The sequence below is a fragment of the Micromonospora sp. NPDC049891 genome (assembly GCF_040660295.1).
In the GTDB taxonomy this organism is placed as follows: Bacteria; Actinomycetota; Actinomycetes; order Mycobacteriales; family Micromonosporaceae; genus Micromonospora.
Map to the genome: position 1 here is coordinate 94,078 of NZ_JBFAML010000007.1, position 19,701 is coordinate 113,778.

General features: G+C 69.3%; 28 protein-coding genes and 1 other RNA gene. 23 read left to right on the forward strand and 6 right to left on the reverse strand.

Translation table 11 applies throughout. The features are described from left to right. The first annotated feature begins 182 nt into the window (after positions 1-182). Entirely contained in the window at positions 183-965 is a 783-nt protein-coding gene (locus AB0I71_RS11725) for an aminoglycoside phosphotransferase family protein (RefSeq protein WP_357583536.1), read from the forward strand. Positions 966-1,025: 60 nt separating this feature from the next. Here AB0I71_RS11725 and AB0I71_RS11730 read toward each other — a convergent pair whose 3' ends face one another. Continuing rightward, positions 1,026-4,181, reverse strand: a complete 3,156-nt coding sequence (locus AB0I71_RS11730) for a tetratricopeptide repeat protein (protein WP_357583538.1) — start codon at positions 4,179-4,181, stop codon at positions 1,026-1,028. 395 nt (positions 4,182-4,576) lie between these two features. Between AB0I71_RS11730 and AB0I71_RS11735 the strand changes: the two genes are divergently transcribed. Further along, positions 4,577-4,930 (forward strand): STAS domain-containing protein, encoded by a 354-nt coding sequence (locus tag AB0I71_RS11735; protein WP_357583540.1) that lies wholly within the window; start codon positions 4,577-4,579, stop codon positions 4,928-4,930. A gap of 13 nt (positions 4,931-4,943) precedes the next feature. Here AB0I71_RS11735 and AB0I71_RS11740 read toward each other — a convergent pair whose 3' ends face one another. Continuing rightward, a complete protein-coding gene (locus AB0I71_RS11740; protein WP_357583542.1) occupies positions 4,944-6,200 on the reverse strand; it encodes a PP2C family protein-serine/threonine phosphatase in 1,257 nt (418 codons plus the stop codon). A gap of 490 nt (positions 6,201-6,690) precedes the next feature. Between AB0I71_RS11740 and AB0I71_RS11745 the strand changes: the two genes are divergently transcribed. After that, complete coding sequence (locus AB0I71_RS11745; RefSeq protein WP_357583544.1) at positions 6,691-7,119, forward strand: hypothetical protein; 429 nt, start codon at positions 6,691-6,693, stop codon at positions 7,117-7,119. A 134-nt stretch (positions 7,120-7,253) separates the two neighbouring features. Here AB0I71_RS11745 and AB0I71_RS11750 read toward each other — a convergent pair whose 3' ends face one another. The 3 genes from AB0I71_RS11750 to AB0I71_RS11760 form a co-directional block, all read right to left on the reverse strand. Then, the gene (locus tag AB0I71_RS11750; RefSeq protein WP_357583546.1) at positions 7,254-7,853 is read right to left on the reverse strand and encodes a hypothetical protein; all 600 of its coding nucleotides are present in this window, start codon (positions 7,851-7,853) and stop codon (positions 7,254-7,256) included. A 72-nt stretch (positions 7,854-7,925) separates the two neighbouring features. Further along, on the reverse strand, positions 7,926-8,657 hold the full coding sequence (locus tag AB0I71_RS11755; protein WP_357583548.1) for a hypothetical protein: 732 nt from the start codon (positions 8,655-8,657) through the stop codon (positions 7,926-7,928). Positions 8,658-8,930: 273 nt separating this feature from the next. Continuing rightward, the gene (locus tag AB0I71_RS11760; RefSeq protein WP_357583550.1) at positions 8,931-10,130 is read right to left on the reverse strand and encodes a site-specific integrase; all 1,200 of its coding nucleotides are present in this window, start codon (positions 10,128-10,130) and stop codon (positions 8,931-8,933) included. Positions 10,131-10,352: 222 nt separating this feature from the next. Here AB0I71_RS11760 and AB0I71_RS11765 point away from each other — a divergent pair, with 222 nt between their 5' ends. Further along, positions 10,353-10,565: a DNA-binding protein gene (locus AB0I71_RS11765; protein ID WP_357583552.1), complete on the forward strand. Its 213-nt coding sequence runs from the start codon at positions 10,353-10,355 to the stop codon at positions 10,563-10,565. Positions 10,566-10,574: 9 nt separating this feature from the next. Here the strand turns inward: AB0I71_RS11765 and AB0I71_RS11770 are convergent, their stop codons facing one another. After that, positions 10,575-11,033, reverse strand: a complete 459-nt coding sequence (locus tag AB0I71_RS11770; RefSeq protein ID WP_357583554.1) for a hypothetical protein — start codon at positions 11,031-11,033, stop codon at positions 10,575-10,577. Between the two features lie 476 nt (positions 11,034-11,509). On the opposite strand from AB0I71_RS11770, the gene AB0I71_RS11775 reads away from it, so the two are divergent. The 19 genes from AB0I71_RS11775 (at position 11,510) to AB0I71_RS11865 (ending at position 19,696) form a co-directional block, all read left to right on the forward strand. Continuing rightward, positions 11,510-11,698 (forward strand): helix-turn-helix domain-containing protein, encoded by a 189-nt coding sequence (locus AB0I71_RS11775; RefSeq protein WP_357583556.1) that lies wholly within the window; start codon positions 11,510-11,512, stop codon positions 11,696-11,698. Between the two features lie 4 nt (positions 11,699-11,702). Beyond that, entirely contained in the window at positions 11,703-11,873 is a 171-nt protein-coding gene (locus tag AB0I71_RS11780; RefSeq protein WP_357583558.1) for a hypothetical protein, read from the forward strand. Then, complete coding sequence (locus AB0I71_RS11785) at positions 11,870-12,064, forward strand: hypothetical protein (RefSeq protein WP_357583560.1); 195 nt, start codon at positions 11,870-11,872, stop codon at positions 12,062-12,064. Before AB0I71_RS11780 ends, AB0I71_RS11785 begins: the two co-directional genes overlap by 4 nt. Further along, entirely contained in the window at positions 12,061-12,213 is a 153-nt protein-coding gene (locus AB0I71_RS11790; RefSeq protein ID WP_357583562.1) for a hypothetical protein, read from the forward strand. Before AB0I71_RS11785 ends, AB0I71_RS11790 begins: the two co-directional genes overlap by 4 nt. Next, a complete protein-coding gene (locus AB0I71_RS11795; protein WP_357583564.1) occupies positions 12,210-12,545 on the forward strand; it encodes a hypothetical protein in 336 nt (111 codons plus the stop codon). The genes AB0I71_RS11790 and AB0I71_RS11795 overlap by 4 nt, the downstream gene beginning before the upstream one ends. Continuing rightward, entirely contained in the window at positions 12,545-12,946 is a 402-nt protein-coding gene (locus AB0I71_RS11800) for a hypothetical protein (RefSeq protein ID WP_357583566.1), read from the forward strand. Before AB0I71_RS11795 ends, AB0I71_RS11800 begins: the two co-directional genes overlap by 1 nt. Before the next feature lie 313 nt (positions 12,947-13,259). Continuing rightward, the gene (locus tag AB0I71_RS11805) at positions 13,260-13,586 is read left to right on the forward strand and encodes a hypothetical protein (RefSeq protein WP_357583568.1); all 327 of its coding nucleotides are present in this window, start codon (positions 13,260-13,262) and stop codon (positions 13,584-13,586) included. A 31-nt stretch (positions 13,587-13,617) separates the two neighbouring features. Next, a complete protein-coding gene (locus tag AB0I71_RS11810) occupies positions 13,618-13,836 on the forward strand; it encodes a hypothetical protein (RefSeq protein WP_357583570.1) in 219 nt (72 codons plus the stop codon). Next, positions 13,833-14,294, forward strand: a complete 462-nt coding sequence (locus AB0I71_RS11815; RefSeq protein WP_357583572.1) for a hypothetical protein — start codon at positions 13,833-13,835, stop codon at positions 14,292-14,294. The genes AB0I71_RS11810 and AB0I71_RS11815 overlap by 4 nt, the downstream gene beginning before the upstream one ends. A 120-nt stretch (positions 14,295-14,414) precedes the next feature. Then, the gene (locus AB0I71_RS11820; protein ID WP_357583574.1) at positions 14,415-15,449 is read left to right on the forward strand and encodes a hypothetical protein; all 1,035 of its coding nucleotides are present in this window, start codon (positions 14,415-14,417) and stop codon (positions 15,447-15,449) included. A gap of 265 nt (positions 15,450-15,714) precedes the next feature. Further along, the gene (locus tag AB0I71_RS11825; protein WP_357583576.1) at positions 15,715-16,182 is read left to right on the forward strand and encodes an HNH endonuclease signature motif containing protein; all 468 of its coding nucleotides are present in this window, start codon (positions 15,715-15,717) and stop codon (positions 16,180-16,182) included. Continuing rightward, entirely contained in the window at positions 16,179-16,646 is a 468-nt protein-coding gene (locus tag AB0I71_RS11830; RefSeq protein WP_357583578.1) for a hypothetical protein, read from the forward strand. Before AB0I71_RS11825 ends, AB0I71_RS11830 begins: the two co-directional genes overlap by 4 nt. Continuing rightward, entirely contained in the window at positions 16,643-16,816 is a 174-nt protein-coding gene (locus tag AB0I71_RS11835) for a hypothetical protein (protein WP_357583580.1), read from the forward strand. The genes AB0I71_RS11830 and AB0I71_RS11835 overlap by 4 nt, the downstream gene beginning before the upstream one ends. A gap of 568 nt (positions 16,817-17,384) precedes the next feature. After that, on the forward strand, positions 17,385-17,999 hold the full coding sequence (locus AB0I71_RS11840; protein WP_357583582.1) for a hypothetical protein: 615 nt from the start codon (positions 17,385-17,387) through the stop codon (positions 17,997-17,999). 2 nt (positions 18,000-18,001) lie between these two features. After that, an RNA gene (locus AB0I71_RS11845) (hammerhead ribozyme type II) lies at positions 18,002-18,078 on the forward strand. A gap of 22 nt (positions 18,079-18,100) precedes the next feature. Continuing rightward, the gene (locus AB0I71_RS11850) at positions 18,101-18,529 is read left to right on the forward strand and encodes a hypothetical protein (protein ID WP_357583584.1); all 429 of its coding nucleotides are present in this window, start codon (positions 18,101-18,103) and stop codon (positions 18,527-18,529) included. A gap of 83 nt (positions 18,530-18,612) precedes the next feature. Then, on the forward strand, positions 18,613-18,792 hold the full coding sequence (locus AB0I71_RS11855; RefSeq protein WP_357583586.1) for a hypothetical protein: 180 nt from the start codon (positions 18,613-18,615) through the stop codon (positions 18,790-18,792). Further along, positions 18,789-19,013, forward strand: coding sequence for a hypothetical protein (locus AB0I71_RS11860; protein ID WP_357583588.1), 225 nt, complete (start codon positions 18,789-18,791; stop codon positions 19,011-19,013). Before AB0I71_RS11855 ends, AB0I71_RS11860 begins: the two co-directional genes overlap by 4 nt. Further along, complete coding sequence (locus AB0I71_RS11865; RefSeq protein WP_357583590.1) at positions 19,010-19,696, forward strand: DUF2637 domain-containing protein; 687 nt, start codon at positions 19,010-19,012, stop codon at positions 19,694-19,696. The genes AB0I71_RS11860 and AB0I71_RS11865 overlap by 4 nt, the downstream gene beginning before the upstream one ends. The last annotated feature ends 5 nt before the right edge of the window (positions 19,697-19,701 follow it).

Sequence of the window (19,701 nt, forward strand, 5' to 3'; positions counted from 1 at the left end):
GCGCAAACTATTGTTTGCGCATTGGTCCCTGCTCTGCCGGCCGGGTTCGGCGCAGCCGCTCGCCTGCCGGTCAGCAACGGCCGAAACGGCTTCGTATCGTCGTACTGTCAGCTTCGGTCGTCGACGCGTGTTGGTGCGACGCGGCCGGACGGTGGTCGGACGTCGACGCAGCGGAGTGGCGGATGGTCGAGCGGGAGATCCTGACGGGCGGCGGCGTCAACGAGGTCGTTCGGATCGGCGACACGGTGCGCCGCCCCACCGGGCCCTGGTCCACCCGGGTCCACGAACTGCTGCGGCAGCTCGCCACCGAGGGCTTCACGGCGGCACCCCGGGTACGCGACACGAGCGAGCCCGGCTTCGAGATCCTCGATTTCCTGCCCGGCGAGGTGTCGAACTATCCGCCCACCGCCGCGGCGGCCTCGATCGAGGCGCTGGAAAGTGCGGCCACGCTGCTCAGGGCGTACCACGACGCGACGACCGAGTACGCGCGGCGGGCGCCACGCGACGGCTGGCAGGTGGCGGCGACCGAACCGGTCGAGGTCATCTGTCACGGTGACTACGCGCCGCACAACTGCGTGCTCGACGGCAACCGCGTCGTGGGTATCATCGACTTCGACCATGCGCAGCCCGGACCCCGGATCTGGGATGTCGCCTACGCGGCCTACCGATGGGTGCCGATGACGGCGCCGGAGAACACGGACGGCTTCGGAACCACCGAACAACAGGCCGCCCGGTTACGGACGTTCTGCGACAGCTACGGGCTGGACGACAGCGCCCGAGCCGGTCTGGTCGACGTGACCGTCGCCCGGTTACGGGCACTTGTCGACTTCATGCAGGCCCAGGCCGCGGCCGGCAACGCCGCCTTCGCCGGCCACCTCGCGGACGGACACCACATCCAGTACCTCAACGACGTGAGGTACGTACGCACGAACCGCCTGGTCTTCGAACGCGCCCTGCGCGACTGAAGCCGCCTGGCCGGCGCGGGGCGCCGGCCACCACCGTCCCGACCACACCTGCCGGCGGCGCTATCGGCCGCCCCAAGCGTCGCCCGCGTGGGCGTCGTCGCGGGCGGAGCCGGCCTGGTCGTCGCCACCTGGCACGGACCGGGACGGCGCTAGCTCGGACAGCTTGTCGCGGACGTCGGCGGCCTCGGCGTGGCCGAGTTCGTCGAGGATCCGCAGCGCCTCCCGCCAGAGGTCCCGGGCCGCCGTCACGTCGCCGGCCGCGCGGTTCGTGTCGCCCATGTGGTTCAGCACCAGCGATTCGTGGTACCGGTCCGTCGCCTCACTGTAGAGCGCCAGGGCCTGCCGGTAGGCGGCGAGTGCCTGCTCATGGTCACCGAGGTGGTGGTGTGCGTAGCCCAAACTGTCCCACGTGTCGGCCTGGCCTCGCCGGTCGCCGATCGCCTGTTGCACCGCCAGCGCCTGCCGGCACAGGTCGAGCGCCGACCGATGATCGCCCAACTGGATCTGGTACCAGCCGATCGTGTTGAGTGAGTCCGCCTCGCCGGCCGGGTGCCGCGCCGAACGGTAGAGCGTCAATGCCTGTTCCGCGTGGTGCAGCGCCTCGGTGAACCGCTGGCGGCGGTCGGCCACCCAGCCCAGGTTCAGGTGCGTCGACGCCGCGCCGGCCAGGTCACCGATCTGTTCGTACAGGCCCAGGGCGCGCCGGTAGTACGCCGTCGCCTTCTCGAAGTCGCCGGTGTGGGCGTGCGCGAGCCCGATGTTGCGGTGGGCGTACGCCTCACGCTGGAGATCCCCGAGCCGGCGGGCTGCCTCCAGTGCGATCAGCTGAGTGTCCGCCCACTGCTGCCAGTGTCCGCTCCGTTGCAGGTGACCCGCGAGCGCCCAGCCCAGCCACCACGTCCGGTCGTCCATGCCGGCACCTGTCGACGTGTCCCGGACGGCCGCCTCCGCCGACACGGCCTGCGCGGCGAACAGATTCTGTTGTTCCGCAGCGAACCAGGCAGTCGCCTGGGCCGGGCTGTCGAAGTGTCGGTGCCCGACCGGCGGGTGCCCCGGCATGGTGGCCTCGCGGTGCGGGTCGAGGACCCCGCTGGCGCCGATGGCGCCGGACAGGTAGTGGTCGATCATCCGTCGAGTGGCGGCACGCCGGTCGGTCGCGGTGTCCACCGCGCCGGCCAACTCCAACGCGTACATCCGCAACAGGTCGTGCAGCGTGTACCGGTCGTGTGCTGCTTCCTCGATCAGGCTGCCGCGCACCAGTTCGGCGAGCGGCGCACGCACCTGGTCGACCGGGCAGCCGGCCAGGCTCGCCGCGGCCTCGACGCTTATGTCCGGACCGGGATGGGCGCCGAGCAGGCGGAACAGGCGGGCGGCAGCTGAGCTCAGCACGCCGTACGACCAGGAGAAGACCGCCCGGATGTCGATCGTCGTCTCGTCGCCCCGTAGCGCATCCAGTCTGTCGCGTTCCGCGCGCAGGTGCGCGACGAAGGAGGCCAACGGGAGATCCGCCTGGACGGTCGCCCGGGCGGTCAGGATCGCCAGCGCCAGCGGGAGGTGACCGCAGAGGCGGCCGATCTCGGCGGCGGCGTCGGGCTCGGCCGCGAGTCGGGCGGCACCGAGACGACGACTCACCAGCTCACGGGATTCCTCAGGGCTCAGCACCTCCAGGCCGACAGGCGTGACACCCTCGACCGCGACCAGCCCGGTCAACCTGTTGCGGCTGGTCACCACGGCGGCGGAACCGACACCGCCGGGCAGCAGCGGCCGCACGTGCTCGGCGTCGCGGGCATTGTCCAACACGACCAGGACCCGCCGATCAGCCAGCAGACTCCGGTAGAGGTTGACCCGCCCCTCCTGGCTCTGCGGGATGCGTCGCGGTGCGACGCCGAGGGACTCCAGGAAGGTCCGCATGGCCTCGTGCGCGGACACGACCGGCCCGGTCGGATGGAACCCACGGAGGTTCACGTACAGCTGTCCGTCCGGAAAGTGCTCACGCACCGAATGCGCCCAGTGCACGGCGAGGGCGGTCTTCCCGGTGCCGGGGCCACCGGAGATCGCCGCGATCGCGGCTGCCGGCCGCCCGTCCACGGTGCCGGGCAGCAGCCGGTTCAGGCCCCGCAGGGCCTGGGTGCGACCGACCAGGAACGAGGTAGCCGCCGGCAGCTCGAAGGGGGTGACGTCCGCGCGCTGAGCGGTGTCTCTCCTGGGTGCGGGCCGGCCCGCCGGCCCACCGGGCAACTCCTGGCGGAGGACCCTCAGGTGCGCGTCGGTCAGCTGAGGCCCGGGCTCGACCCCGAGCTCCTGGACGATACGCGCCCGGACGGAGGCGAAGTGGTGCAGCGCCTCGGCTTGCTGACCGGAGCCGGCCAGGGCCAGCAGCAGACGGGCGTGCAACCCTTCGTGCAGGGGCTCCTCACGACTCAACGGGTCGAGCCAGCGCACCGCCGCGTCGTAGCGCCGGAGATCGATCGCCAGATCGGCGAAGGCCAGGGTCGCGACGATCCGCTGTTGGGCGGCCGCCACCGCGGCGGGATGGTGGTGGATCGCCGGGTCGACAGGTCCGCGCCAGCACTGCAACGCCTGCTCGTAGTCGTCGTACGCGTCTTCGCGCCGGCTTTGACCGCGAGCCCGCTTCACCAGTTCGTCGAACCGGGCCAGATCGATCTGGTCGCGGTCCAGGGCCAGTCGGTAGCCGTTGACGCCGGTGACGACGACGTTCCAGCTCGATCGGGACTCCCGTTCCGGCTCCAGGCTCTTGCGGAGCGCGCCCACGTACCCGTGGATCAGGTTCGGATGAGTAGCCGGCGGACGACCGGCCCAGAGCACCTCGACGATGTCGGCCGTGGGCACCAACTGCGCGGGGTGCAGCGCGAGCAGTCCGAGCAACCGACGCTGCATCAGGGAGTGGATCGGCACCTCGCGGCCGTTGTGGTGCACCGCCAGCGGACCGAGGACGGTGATGTGGATCCCACCGCGACGCGGTCGCGGCACGGGACTGCCGAGATCGCTGAGTCCGACGGCTGACGCCAGCCGCTGCAAGGTCTGCGGCCGCGCAGAGCCACCGCAGCCGCGTTCCAGATTGCGCACCGAACGCACGCTGATGCCCGCCCGCCGGGCGAGATCCGCCTGCGTCAACCCCAACGAGGTGCGCCGGGTCCGCAGGATGTCACCGATCGCCTGCGGATTGTCGCCATCGGGCTGCACCGGGCTGCTCACGTTCGGATGTCCCCCACCGCCGACCTCGATGCGGCAGTTTCCGGGCCGAATTTGCCGCTTTCGTTGCCGCCATCGCCGAACGACAGGCACTTTCCCAGCCCAGACGGGTGCGGGCAACCGGAACACGATACAGCTTTCCTCAAGACCATGGCCGGGTGCGTGCCGATAGCGTCATGCGTATCGCTGTAGTCGGTGACGCGGGGGCTCACCGCCTACAGCGAGCCCACATCGCCACCTCGCCGGCCGGCCCCGCGAGGTGACTCCGGAATTGCACGCCAGCGTCGGTGGGGCTGTGCCGAAACGGCCACGGCACCGCCTCGACGCGAGCCGTCTGCGGCGGTTCTGCCGCCGGACCCATAGGGTGGGGTGCGAATCGTCCGCGCTGGGAGGCTGTTGTGGATCTGCTGTTGTCGGCTCGGCCGGGGCGGGGGTGCACCGTCGTCGAGGTGAGTGGAGATCTCGACATGGCGACCTCCCCGCAGCTGCGCGACAGCCTGCAGCAGGTGATCGACGCCGGCGACCGGCAGGTGGTGGTGGATCTGGCCGGAGTGGGGTTCATCGACTCCAGCGCACTGGGCACGCTTGTGGTGATGTTCAAGGCGTTGCGCGAGGTCGGCGGCCGGCTCTGCCTGGCGGCGGTACAGCCCGGTGTGCGCCGCGTCCTGAGCATCACGTCGGTGGATCGGGTGATCGACATCTACGACGACGTACCGAGCGCCGAGGCGACTAGCCGTCCTCCGGCGGCGTGACCGCGGGCAGTGGTCAGTCGGTGAGCGCCGGGCTGGCACGCTCCAGGTCCGCGCCCGCGCGGGCACGCCGGCCTCGGTGATGCCCGCCGTACCAGTCGAGGATCAACAGGGTCGCGTCATCGGCGAGGGTGGGCCCGGCCACCTCAAGCACGGCGTCGGCCAACGCCCGGACAGCCTCGCGCGGATGCAGATCACCGATCGACCGCAACACGGCCGGCAGGTCCAAGCCGGCGGCGTTGCGCTCCAGCATGCCGTCGGTGACCACGACCAGGCGATCGCCGGGTTGCAGCGTGATCTCCTCGTGGTGGTACTCGGCGTCGGCGAACATGCCCAACGGGAAGTTCCCCGGCAGCGACACGGGCCGCGCGTCACCGCCACGTACGAGCAGCGGCGCGACGTGCCCGGCGTTGAGCAACGCGCACACTCCGGTGCGTAGGTACAAACGGCCGAGAACCGCAGTGACGTAACTGCCGCGCACGCCGGCATGTTCGGCTACCGCGGCGTTCGCGGCGGCTGCCTGCTCGACCAGGCCCGCGTTACGGCGGCGGGTGTTGCGCAGGCTGCCCACCCCCAGGGTGGCGGTCAGGGCGCTGGCCACCCCGTGGCCCATCGCGTCGGTGACACTGAAATGCAGCACGTCGCGGCCCAGGCTGTAGTCGAAGGTGTCCCCGCCGATGCTGGCCGCCGGTTCCAACCACCCGGACAGGGTGAACGCACTGGCCTCACAGGTGAACGAACCCGGCAGCAGGCGGCGTTGGATCTCGGCAGACAGCGTGAACGGGGTCGTGCGTTGCCCCCACTCGAACAGGTCGGTGTGTCTCCGGTTCGCAATCACCACGAATGCCAACGCGTGCGCCGTACGGACGATCTCCCCCAGCGCCTGCCTGTCCGGCTCCGTGGGTAACGCCATCTCCAGCAGGCCGATCGCCTCACCGCGGTCGGTCACCGGCGCCAACACCGTCCAGCCGTCGGATCCCTTTGTCACCTGCATCTGCTGCGTACGCAGCGCCTGCTCCGCAGGCCCCCCGTCGAACGGCAGCACGGTGGCGACCTCATCGCCGTGGCGGCGGGCCCCGACCGCGTGGTCAAACGGCACGTAAGCCAGTCGGACCAACGCCCGACCGCTGAGATCGGCAATCAGGAACGAGACCGCCGACGCGCCGAGCGCCTCGCCGACCTCACGGGTGACCGCCTCGACCGCCTCCACCGGCGAGGCATCCTCCGCCGCGTCCAACAAGCCGGCCAGAACTCGCCCCTGACTGCTCTCCACCCTGAAAGTCTACGAACAACCCCGACGAGCAGCACCGAGCGTGCGGACCCGCTCGGCGAGTACCGGAGGGACGGGCACCAGCTCGGCCTGCTGGTCACGCCCACGGCGCAAAACAGCGCGTCGCACCGCGCCACAGCCAGCTGGCTGACACGAAGATCAACAGGGTGGGCGGAGGTACCACCACGCGAACCGCACGGCCACGATCGCCGGCGATCCGCCCCCACAGGCACCGCCCCATCTCACCGCCGAACGCATCGGTGCCCTTGTCGCACCTGCCTTGCACCACTTTTGCTGGCACCGGGTCCGCGGCACCGCCAGCGGACAGCTTCAGGGCAGCGGTGGAACGCCGGATCTGTCACGCTGACCGCCGACCAGCCCCTGCTGTTCGATATGAACGGGGAAAGAGAGCGTGACGGGACACCCGGCTGCACCACGGTCGGCACTGACCGGGCCGCGCCTGGAGAATTCGGGCCGTCTGGCGGTGGGGCAGATGGTCGTGGTCGGTGTGGCAGCCGCCCTGCTTCTGCGAAAGACCACAATCGACTCCTGGGTACTGCTCATACTCTTCGTCGGCCATGTCGTGCTGCTCATCGGCGCGGTGGCGCTACTGGCGGTGACCTATCTGCTCGGCACTCTCACCCGCCACGGGTCGCGACTCACGGAAGGTCCCGGCGGCCGGTGCGGCTGGACACTGCTCATCTGGGCCGGCGGTGCCGCACTGGTCGGCTACGGCCGTGCGGCCCTCAGCCGACTGGGCGTCGAGCTCGACCGGCATCCCGAGGTCAACCCCTGGCTGCTCGGCGTGGGGGTGGCGCTCGTTGTGGGCCTGCTCAGCCGGTCACGACGTGTGCGAGTCGGCTCGGCCGTACTGATCTCGCTCTTCGTCGTAATCACGGCCGCGCTCCAAGCCCTCAACTGATCACGACAAGACCGTCAACGTCTCCGATACTGAAATGGCCAGGGCCAGCGACGGCGGCATCCGCACCGTCCGACGCACCAATGGCTGGCCGGTGCGCACATCAAGATCAGTCGACCCGGTACTCCGACCCGAGATCAGCCGGTGAACCCGGCGACGTACGCCGCGAGCGACATGCCGCCCGACCCGCCACCGCCGACTGTCACACAGCCGTCGGCCGGAGCACGCTCCCCAGCGGGATACGCGACGACCCGCAGCGGATGCTGGAAGTGCACGGTCAGGAAGCGCCAAGCCGCCGCGTTCAGCTCTGGTTGCCGAGAATTGGCCACCTCACCCGAGTCGCCAGCGTGAAACAGCAACAGGGCACCTGCGCGATCCCGCAGCGCCCGGCCGAGGGCCAGCCGCTCAGGGCAGCGTTCGCAGGTCAGAAACCCTTCGTCGGTGCCGTCGAAGCCAGCGGACAACAAATCTGCGAACCCATCCTCCGGCCAGCCGGCAAGGTAGGCCGGAAGGGGTATGTCCAGGTCGCCGTCCGCGTCCAGCATGGCCGGCAGCACACCGCTCTCCATCTGACGATGCAGTTCGGGATCCCAGTCGTGAGCCACCCGAAGCTGGTGACCGACGTGGTCGGCAAGCAGCTTCCACAACGCGCTGGACGGCAGTCGGGACTTCGAGAAGACCGGCTGACCGGGATTGCCGGCATACCTGATGACAGTGCCGCCGGGCTGCTCGCTCAATGGCTTACCGAGCCCCCAGCAGATCCGGTTACACGAGCAGTAGAGAAACACCGATGCCCCCACGTGTCACCCCTAACCGGGTACGCCCATCCCACGAGCCCCCAGCATCCACAACCCTGCCGGCCGACCATCCGGCGTGTGGAAGGCAACGTACACGTCCGCGTATCTCGCCAGGCGGCGATCGTCGCGATTCTTGGCCCAGAACGCCTCCATCAGCCGTCGTACGTCTGTACCTCTGGGGACCTGCACATACAGCTCGCCCCGGTAGTCCAACTTCTTCGCATAGTCCTCGAACTGCCGAGCGAACGTGGTCGGCGCCCCACTAAAGGTCTTGACCTCTCTCCGGTACACCTCCCGCCCGCTGGCATCTCGGAATGAGACGTCCGGTGGAGGCTTGTTGGCACCGGCCAGTGTCGGCGTCGAGCCGGCCGGCCCGTACAGTGCCCGCTCCGCGTTCGCCTCGGTGAGCACGAAGTCCTTGTGCTGGGCGTGCTCCCTCATTAACAGGTGAATCGACTTCTGAACCGTTGGTTCGTTGAGATTGAGCTCCGCACCGCAGCCCTTGCAGGCAGTACGGGCCAGGCGAATATTGTTAGACAGAATCTCGTGCGGCGGCCGGGGAGGTTCCGCCACCTCAGATGCGGTCTCTGACGGCAACAAGCCCGGAGGCGCGCCCACTGTGGGTGCGGCGGTACCGTCGGACGATGCCTGCGGCACTGTGGTACCGCAGGCCGCCACCGCGAACAGGGCCAGGCCGACCACAACTCGAGCGACACCGCGAGGAATTCGGCCGAGGGAATCCATCTGGGGAACATACGGTGATGACACGTCCCGCCGCTGTCCCGTCACGCTGCGGCCTCAGCCGACCCGCTCGATCGACGCGCGTGATGCCAGCCGTAAGTGGGGCGGGCGGGACTCGAACCCGCGACCGAGGGAGTCTGCTTAGCCCCCATAACGAGAGATCCCCCGGTATCCCGAATCTGGCGTCTGACCTGCTCAGATACCAGTCTCGGAGGTACCGGGGGATCACTGCGTTTCCTGCCCCGTCCCGCTCAATCTGGGGACGTAGGTGGGGAGTCAGAGCAGCGCGGCGACGTCATCCCGAGGGCCGGTGAAGTCCCGCCCCAGGTACACGCTGGCGGTCATCGCCGGGTCGCTGTGGCCGAGCTGGTCGGCGATCCTCGCCACCGGCACGCCAGCCTCGTGCAGCAGGGTCGCCACCGTCCGCCGGAACGTATGAGGCACCGCCCAAGGGAAGCCAGCACCGTCCAGGACCCTACGCACAGCCGTGGCGCTGTTTGAGCGGTCCCAGGGGCTCTCAGACGAGCGAACATGGGCGGGCGTAGAGAGGAGGTACCCCACGCTTCCCAGACGCTCCTGGCGGGCTCTGAGGCGGTCCACGAGCCATCCGGGGAGGGTCAGGCGACGACGAGCGGACCGAGACTTCGTGCCGTGGACATCAGCCCACCCCGCATCGAGGTCGACGTGCTCCCAGCGGAGCATCCGAGCCTCGTCAATCCGCACGCCCGTACCAGCCATGAACGCCACCAGGTCGGCGGTCACCTGAGCCTTCCGAACCGACCGAGGATCAAGCGACGGCCGGAGGACCTGAGCGTCGGCGTAGGCGATCACAGAATCCCGCTCTGCCCTGGTGAACGCGCGAGTACGGTCCCGCTCGTCTTCCCGCTCCACCTGCGACTTGACTGGCCGCACCTGGCGGATCGCGTTGCTGGTCAGCACCCCGTCGTCCACCGCCTGACCCAGGACACCGGCCAACACGCTGCGGACCATCTTGGCGGCCCCGGTGCCCTGCCGGTCGGCCACCTGCTGGAGGAAGCCGCGCAACCGCTGAGGATCGTTCGCCTGGCCGAGGGTCAGACCCCGGATGGCACTCCCCCGGCTCTCGACATGACGCTTCCAGCTCCCCGAGTAGTCACTGATCGACCGGGGCGACAGGCCCGAGTCGCTGCGGGCCATCAGTCCCAGCCAGTGACGCCCGGCGTCAACCAGAGGTGTGGCGAGGGTCAGCCCGGCGGTGGCGTGGCCCTGGAGGCGTTCCTGGACCCGATCCTGGACCTGCCGGTTCACCTCAGCCTTCGTCCTGGCCGTGGCGGTCACCTCGCGCCGGATTCCGTCCATGCAGCGGACGTAGACCCGCGCCCGATACCTCTCCGGCCGGACTCCGGGCTCGGCACGCACCCACCGGCCGTCTACCTGCCGCTGAGGGGTGATCTCAACCTCGCCTGTCTCGCCCAGGCCCAGCGCTCGTCTACCCACGGCGGCGATGGTACCCGGTTCCTCCGTCCCCACTATGGGGAGCGTTCGGGAGCCCCGCGCGGACGATGGAGAGGGCCCGTGAGCTGCCGTTAGGGTTTGTGACACCAGCAGGGCAGGACCAACTCTCACAGACCCAGGAGCACATGACGCGGGCCTTCCAGCCCGGTCCAGAGTGACGGTCGCCGACGTGGCGACGGCGCTGCGACGAACAGGAGCACCACTGTGTCGGACAGCGACACCAGCACCACCACCCTGCCCGAACTGATCACCCCGGCCGCCCTGGCGACCCGGTGGGGGATCTCCACCCGCACCCTGGCCAATCAGAGGTCCCTGGGTACGGGTCTGCCGTTTCTGCGCCTCGGTGGGCGCGTGGCGTACCGGGTCAGCGACGTCCTGGCGTACGAGGACGCCTCTCTGGTGGTGGCGGGCAGGTGAGCGAGCCTGTCAGTGCCTCTGTGGACGCCTGCGGGCGGTGCTGAGCTGAGTCTTGACCGTGTGGGGGCTGATCCCCAGCGCCTCGGCCAGCACCTGGACGGGTCGCTCGCTCCCGGCGGCGGTGAGCTGGTCCATGGCGTCCACCAGGCCGTCGTAGTACCGGTCGCTGTCCACCCGAGGGCTGGGGGGCATCTTGGCGGCGAGTTGGAGAGCCAGCGCGCGTGCCTGCTCGTCGGGGTCGGCAACGCCCTTGACCTGGGCCGCCGCCTGCTCGCTCATCGCGGTCACCAGGGACTCGGCCTGCCGCATCACGGCGGTGGAGATCCCACGGGCACGGGTTGCCGGGGACGCGCCGTCCTCAAGGGAGATCACCAGCTCTGCGGGGTGCCGACTGGTGATCCGGCCATCGTCGGTGAGCTGCCACCAGGCCGTGATCTTCCACCCCTGGCCGAGCGGTCGCTCGATCATCACTGTCTCCACGGGCCCGAACGTACCAGCCCTGGGACTGTCACGGGGGGACCGATCTGTCCGGTGACAGACGATTGGTGGCGGTGTCAACCACGAGTTTCCGTGAGCCCGGACACAGTTGCGCGTAAAAACCGGGCCTGCGACCGATCTAACTGTGAGACCATCTTTCGCCCACCCCTGTCAAGGTCCGTTACCAAGACGTGACTATGAGCCAGGTCACAACAGGGCATGAAAGCCGCAAGATCATCCCGTCTTAATAGTGAGGGCAACTTCCACGGCACCCGATGCTGTGACCTGAGCCACACCAGCGCATAGAAGTCGGTCCTGATCTGGACTTAACTATGAGGGCACTTCACGGAGCCCCGCGAGCACCACCCCACGCAGCCGCTGCACCCGTCCAGGGTCGGCGGCTTTTTTCGTGACCCACACCAGGGACACCTCAGGAGTCCCAATCATCCAGGAAGGACACCCAGCCAGTGCTGATCATCGACGGCACCGAGTACCTGACCGCCCGCGAAGCTGCCGAACACCTCGGCGTGAGCGCAGCCACCCTGCGGAACCAGCGCAGCATGGGCCGGTCACCCATGACCTACATCGTTCACCTCGGGCGGGTCCTGTACCCGGTCGAGCAGGTCGAGGCGTACGCCCAGAAGCTGGGCCGGTGACCCTGTGACCGCTCCGACCGACACCACCCCTGATGCCGACCTGTTGGCTGCCGCCGGCCTGACGCCCGACGCCTGGCGGTACCTGGTCGACCTCACCGGCACCAGCGAGACCGGACGCGTCATCCGTGGTGGCGTGGTGCTCCGGCGACTGCGCGAGCGGGGTGTGAGTCTGTGACCGCGACCAGGCGACAGGTAGGGCGACCGAGACAGGTCCCCTTCGCCAACGCCCACCACCGCTGCGCCGGCTGCGGCGAGAAGCGGCACGAGTACCTGTACCCGTACGCCGACCGGCGGCGTATCGAGCGAGACCTCACCCGCTGCCTGCCCTGCATCCACGGCGACTCGGGTGGAGAGCTGCGGGAGTGACTGACGACGACTCGCTGCCCGACGAGCTGCCACCCGGCTGGCGGGTGGTCGATGCCCGTGGCGGCATCTGGCACGTCCTGATCCGGTCCAGCGGCCGAGTTGAAGCGATCTATGTGGACCACGAGGACGAGGAGGGCGAGACAGAGTGAAGGACGACGGACCTGACGGCGTGATCTACCTGGACAGCGAGCGGATGAACGCCGGCCTTCAGGTGGCCTGCGACATCGTCAACTCGACCGAGCAGCGCGTCCGGGTGTCACGCAAGCAGTACCTGGCCCTGGTGTACTTCATGGTCAACGGCATGGCCTTCTGCGACGACCCCGGCCCCCGTGCGATGCACGAGTGGCGCGGCAGGCGGCACCCGGACGGGTCGCGGAACATCAGCGGACAGCAGCTCGCAGCGATGCGGGACTACTGGACCCGGAACCTGGAGACCATCGTCCAGGTGGGCACCACCCCCCGCGCCTACGGGGCAGCCTGATGGCGGGGCGGGCCTGGGCACCCGACGAGGACTTCTTCATGCTCGACACAGAGATGTGCGAGGGGTTCGCCGACAACGCCACCATCAAGCCGCTGTACGTGCGTCTGGTCTTCGCCGCGTACGCCCGCGCCAACGACATCGGACATGCCGAGTTCGAGCCCGGCGAGCTGTCCCGGATCCTCGGGGAGGCTCTGCCTGACGGCGAGCTGATCCTGGCCAGCCGCCAGACCGTCTACTCCGCACTCCAGCAGGCCGAGGAGTTCGGCATGATCCTGCCGGGGTCGGGTGTCCGCTGCATCGTCCTGCCGAACGGGTTTCGCCGGGGCGGCCGGGATCGCAAGTGCTTCTGGCACAAGGTCGGCCTGGACAGGCGCAGGCGGCGTCCCCGGCAGCGCCCCTGACCAGCACGTTGTACGACGTGGCCATACATTTCTATGCCACTTTGTTTGACGTGGCCGTACATTTCGAGGCCAGTTGTATGACGTGGCCATACATCGCAACGCTCTGACCTGCACTGATGCCACGCTCTCTTGATCTTCTCAGTGCATGTTGAGGTTCCCCGCGCATCCCTGAGCCCCCCAGTAGGTCGGCAGCGAGGCTCGCCCTTATTCCCACAGGCCCCTCCGGGGCGGGGGGCTGGCCGACCGTGCTGCGGCCCTCCCTCGGGGATGACGCGACGGCAGGCCGCTGACGCGGCCAACCCAGGGATTCCAGTTGGTGCCCCCTCCGGGGGCGCAATCGATCAACCAGCAGACAGGAGACCCCACCATCAGCGAGACACCCCTCACCCCTTCCCAGGCCAGGGCCGCCACCGACCTGGCATCCCAGCGCCTGGCCATGGCGTTCGACTCGAAGCAGCAGGCGGCAACGACCCTGCGTCTGACCATGGCCGACCCGAAGGCCAGTAACGAAGACCTGGCCATTGCCACGGTGCGGTTCCAGGAGGCCGTCGACCGCTACACCGACTGCCAGCTCGCCCTGGCGATGGCGCAGAGAGTCGAGGCGGCGGCGAAGCGCCCCGCCCGCAAGAGCAACCGCTGACCCTGCAACCCCGAAGGACACCGAACCACCAGTGAAGATCAAGCTGCCAGACTCTGATGCCCAGAAGCGCCGCGAGCGGGGAATCGCCCTCGGGGACGTGAAGGACGCCCAGGCCAACCTCGCCCGCTGCCAGTTCGCCTGGCCCGATGTGGACGAGCAGGAGTACGCCGAGGCTCAGGCCCGCCTCGGTGCCGCCATCCGTCACTACGCCTCACTGCCTCGCCCGAGCCGTGGCGGTGGTGGCCGGTGACCACCTACGCCCCCGCGCCTGACTTCCAGCCCATCCTGCGGGGGCTGTTCGAGAACTGCTACGCCGACACGTTCATCAACACTCACCAGTTCGCCACCACCGCGCGGTGGATCTCTGCGCCGTCGAAGCACAAGACCCCGTATCTCGGGTGGCGCATGGTGCGGGACGTTCCGCTGGTCAGTCAGAGCCGGCGGGTGTGCCGGTTGGACGTCTCCCTGGTGTCCTTCTCGACCGACGCCTACATCCACCTCGACAACCGGGACCTCTGGATGGACAGGGCCGAACAGGTGGCCCCCTACCAGGTCGACCCGATCTTCCTGTCCGACCCGGACGTGGTCCTCAGCGTCCAGGAGAACCGCAAGCCGGTCGAGGCGTGCGAGCGCGGGATCTACCGGGTCGCCCACCGCTGGACGTTCTCCGCTCCGCTGGCGATGCCCCGGCGGTCCCAGGCGGCCTGAGAGCCCGCCCCCATCCAGTCCCACCCCTTCCAATCCTGAGGCCGTCAGCGTGGCGCTCAGGCCCCTCAGCGTGCCCTTCTGCGGCACGTCTCCCACAAGCTCTGAAGGAGCACAGCAACAGTGGCTACCAAGAAGAACATCACCACCCCGATCAACGAGTCCTACGCCGCCCTCAACACCGCCCGCGAGACCCTGGCCAACCGGCAGGCCCTGGTCGAGTCCGTCACCGAGGCCCGCGAGGAGCTGCTGGCCCGCCTCGACAGCGGGGATGAGAGCGTCACCGCCGACGACATCGCCGCCGCAGACTTCGGGGTCCGCCGGGCTGAGGGTCTGGTCAACGCCGCCAAGCGGGACCTGGACCAGGCCGAGCGTGCCCACCGCAAGGTGCTCGCCGATCACGACCCGACGCTGGCCGAGTTCGTCGCCGCCGAGATCCAGAAGAACGCCTGGGCCTGGTCCCTCTACGGCGTGCCGGTGAACGTCGGCCGCCCCGGCAAGGACGCCCCCACCCCGTCTGCGTGGGTCTACCAGGACGAGCCCGCGAAGGTCGGCAAGCTGGGCGAGCTGTCCGGGCTGGTCACCCTGGAGGTCCGCACGCCCAGTGGTGCCCCGTACGGCCACTCGGCGCTGATGCACGCCATCCACGAGCTGCACCCCTCGGCGAACGGCAACCCCTCGCCCGGCCCGACCGGCGGCACGGTGCGGCTCCGCCTGGACGGCGTGAAGGCCAGCCACCCGGTGCTTCCGGCTGGTCCGCTGCGCGGCCTGGCCGCCGACATGGTGCTGTCCGATGTGGTCACCGAGGTCACGGAGGCTGGTCCGAAGGTTGCCAAGCGGTTCGGCGTGCTCGGCCGGCGGGCGCACGTCCCGGCGATCAGCGGCAACGTCCGGTCGGCCCAGGAGGTCGACACCAAGGCGGACGGCAACTTCACCCGGCACACCGTCGAGGGCGTCATCTCGTTCACTCGGGCCAGCGACGAGCTGATCCGCCAGGCCCTCGCTGACATGGTCGGCTACTGGTCCGCCAAGGCCGGCAGGGTCGAGTCCGTCGTGGTCACCAGCGAGCGCGTGGAGAGCAACCCCAACAACCCGGCCCTGGACGTCAAGGTGCTGTCCGTGCGGGTGGTCGTGGTCAGCCGGAACCTGCTGGCCTGACGAAGCTGACAGCGGGGAGGGATGGGCAGGTCCGCGCCTGTCTCTCCCCTCTGTCCTCACTGTCCAGTGCTGCTGTGGGGGCCGATCTCCTGCGGTTTGCACGAGGGGCCTACCAGGACTACCCCTTGGCGATTCAGGCCCAACCACCGAGCCCGCCAAGCCTCTGACCTGCGGTTTCACCCAGCCGCGGTGTCCTATTCATGCCTGTTTGGATGCGAAGTTTTGCAGGGGCCATCCTCCTGCGCGTTCTCAAGGAGTCGAGCAAGTGAGCAAGCGATGCACCAAGTGCGGCCAGGCCAAGCCCCTGGAGGAGTTCGGCAAGGACCGCAGCAAGAAGGGTGGGCGGGCGTACCGGTGCCTGGCCTGCGAGCGTGAGCGAGACAGGCAGCGTGACCCGGTCCGCAACACCACGGCAGCCCGCCGAGAGGAGCAGTGGGCGAAGATGGCCACCCAGCGCGCCCGTAGCTTCGATGCGCCAGCGGTCGAGGTGGTGCGGCGGCTCGATGTGTTCCAGGCTGACGGCTGGATCTGCTACATCTGCGACGACCCGGTGCTGCGGGACCTGGACGACTACCTCAACCCGCTGGCAGCCACCGTCGACCACGCGGTGGCGCTCTCCCAGGGCGGCAGCCACACCATGGCCAACTGCGTGACCGCGCACCGACGGTGCAACCAGTCCAAGAGCAACCTGGACGTGGACGACTACCTCGCCAACCAGGCGGTGGCGGCGTGAGTCTGACCCCGCAGCCCGACCACGGGTACGCCCGCGAGCGTGACGCCATCCGGGCCGAGCGGCTGAAGCAGCCGACCACCATCCTGCCCGGCGAAGAGTCCGTGACCATCCCGCCGTCGGACGAAGCCTGGCACCCGACCATCCAGCGGATGTGGGGCGCGCTGGTCGTCAGTCCGCACGCCGCAGTCTTCACGAGCATCGACTGGGAGATGGCTCGATTCACCTTCGGCGAGGCCAACGCCTACCTGACCGGCGGGTACACCTCCGGCGGTCGGCAGCGTGGTCGGTCCGCCATCGCCCTGCAGACGATCTACGCGATGCTCAAGGACTACGTCCTGCCGCCGGCCGAGCGGGTGAGGTTGCGTATCGCCATCCAGGCACCGGAGCCACCGGCACCGCGTGAGCTGTCCATGGACGAGCTGCGGGACGAGATCGCGAAGGCGAGAGGAGTCACCAGCGAGTGAGTAACGAGAGCGACCCGAGCACCCATACCCCGGAGACGGTCCTCGCCGACCTCGCGCGGGCGTGGTGGAAGACCTCGCTGCACCCGCCGAACGGCATGACCACGGACGACTGCCTCGACCAGGCGGAAGGCTTCCTGGAGATGCTGGAGCAGGTGAAGCGCGGCGAGTAGTGCGGTGATTGGGGGCCTTCGGGCCCCCTCTTCGCCTGTTGGAACGGGTCTGGGAGTCGCGCCCAACTATTCGACGCCCCAGGGGGCACCGCGGAGCCCTAAAACGGCCAGAAACGGGCGTTTGACGACCCCCGGGCGACTCGCTCGATCAGGGCCGCTAAGACGGAGCGGTGCGGCCGGGCGGCTACCAGGGGTCATGCCCCCTACCCCGTACCCGTACCGCCCTCCACACTCGACACCTCACACCCTCCACCCTGGACATCCTCGCGGCAGGCATCCACCACTTCGGACTATCCACACCCGACACCCCACCCTCCCCCACCCTCGCCACCGCGTGCCGAGCACCCGCGACAGGCTGACCGATCGGATGGTTGACAGGACCGCCGAGACGGTGTAGCCGCGCAGCGCGGTTCCTCCCCTCCCCCACCGAGCCCTGCCCGACCAGCGGATCCAACATCGTACTTTCGGCTGACCTTCCAGTCCCGGCCTTGACAGTCCCGGGATTGGCAAGGGAGCGTCCTCCCCAGCACCGGGACAGTCCCGGTCCTGACAGTCGGAGGACTGAACGATGGGACGCAAGGCAGCGACGGACCCCCGCGAGCGTCTGGCCGAGATCGGCCTGGACCTGGACACGATCGTCGACAACATCCTGACCGTCTGGAAGCGGGCGACCCCGTCCGACATCGTGGCCGGTGAGCGGTGGTACGGGAACGCCGGGCAGCTCTGCTCCGACCTGGCAGCCGAGACCCCGTACAGCCGGGAGACCTGCGCGGCGGCCATCTCCCACCTGTCCCCCCGCACGTCCTGGACCCGCAACGTGGCCGGTGCGGTCTCTCTACTGCACGGCGGCGACGCTGCCGGTTGCCTCGGCGAGAACGTCAAGCGGGCGCGGCGTGCCATGGCCAGCACCACCCCGCTCGACACGTTCGGGGAGACCGCTCCCAAGACCACCCGCTTCGCCCGCAACATCCTCGGCGACCGCGAGCAGGTGACCGTCGATGTGTGGGCCGCCCGGATCGCGTTCGGTCCTGACTTCACCGGCGACGCTGAGGCCACCCTCGACCGGAAGAACGTCTACGCCGCAGTCGAGCACGCCTACCGGCTCGCCGCCGGCCGCGCTGGGGTCGACCCCACCACCATGCAGGCCACCACCTGGGTGGTCATCCGAGGCAAGGCCGACTGACCCGCCGAAACGGGGGGTCGGGCGACCGGCTCCCCCGTCCGGTCCGGGTTGTGCCGGGCCGCTGATGAGGCAGCTACCTCGATCGATCCCAGGAGGATCCCGTGACCGTCTACGCCGCGCCCACGTCGCGATTCCTGACCACGCTGAACGGCACCCTGGAGGGCATCCCGGCCGCATGGCGGGTGGAGCGCCAGTACCTGCCCGCTACCACCTGGAACCCCGCCGAGACCGTCTACGCCCTCTACGTCGCCACCGATGCCCCGGCATGGGAGGGACTGGCCGACGTGGTGACCAGCCTGGAGGCCGCGGCCGAGTACCTGGTCGACGTCGCGCAGGCGTTCACCACCTGCGACTGGTGCTGTGAGCAGGCCACCCACCGGGTGATCGACAGCACCGATGAGCTGATCTGCACCGGCTGTCTGGCCGACCACCGGGGCGGCACCCCGGCCCGCGAGTACGCCCGGAAGCTGACCCGCAACCAGCGCGTGGCCGTCCTGCTCGCCGACCTGATCGCGCGGGACGCCGACTGACACCGGAGGTGGGGGCGGCACGCCGTCGCCCCCCACACCCCGGACCTGACATCCCCTTCATCGTCCAGAGAGGACGCCTTGACATGACCACCCTGTCGCCGGCTGTCGCCCGCGCCGTCCGTTCCCTGCTCGCCTTCGGCCCGATGTGGCGTGACCAGGCCGCCGGGCTGCTGTCCGCCTACGTCAACCGGTGGGAGCTGACCGCCGCTGACGTGGCCCTGATCCTCGACGCGTACCCGGTCCGCCCGGCGGTGGACCAGTGAGCGCGTTCAGTCACTCGCGCGGTGACCACCGGGACCTGATCCGGGACCTGGTCCGCAGCGGGTGGATCTACACGCCCGGCCGGAAGGGCAACCACGGCAAGCTCCGCAGCCCGCAAGGGCGGCTCGTGGTCATCGCGAACAGCGCCTCGGATCACCGGGCGCTCAAGAACACCGTCTCGATCATCCGCCGCATTCAGCGCATCGAAGGGAACGACCAGTGAACACCTCGACCATCAGCCGGATCACCACCGGGATGGTTGCCCTGATCGCCGGGGCCGCGAGCTACACCCACGTCTACGAGGTGGCCGTGACCGCCGGGGAGCACCCCTACGTCGCGGCTGCCCTGCCCCTGGCCGTGGACGGGCCGGTGGTGGTCGGCACCCTGGCCATCCTGGCCGATCGACGCGAGGGACGCCGGCCACGGTTCGCGGCTCGCCTGGCTATCGCGTTCGGGGTGGTCGCCACCCTGGCCTGCAACATCGGCTCGGCAGAGCCCACCCTGACCGCTCGACTGGTCGCGGCGGTGGCACCGCTCGCGTTCCTGATCAGCGTTGAGGTGCTGGTCCGGCGCGGCAAGCTGATCGCCGACGACCAGCCGGTGACGGTGCCGCAGTCGGTGCCGGCGATCCCGCCGCAGCCGGTCGCGGTGACGGTGCCGACGCCTCGGGTGGAGCCCACCCCGCAGCCGGTCGCCAAGCCGGTCGCGACGGCGAAGCGGGCGACCAGCCGCAAGCCGAGCACCGGTCGCATCGGACGCGAAGAGATCGTGTCGCGCCTGGTGGCCGCGTACCGGGAACTGGGGGAGGGTGCGACCAACGCGGCCGTGGCCGCCAAGGCTGGCGTGGGAGTCACCTCGGTCAAGGCGTACAAGGGTCAGGCACTGGCTCTGGCTGGTGCCCAGTGAGCGTG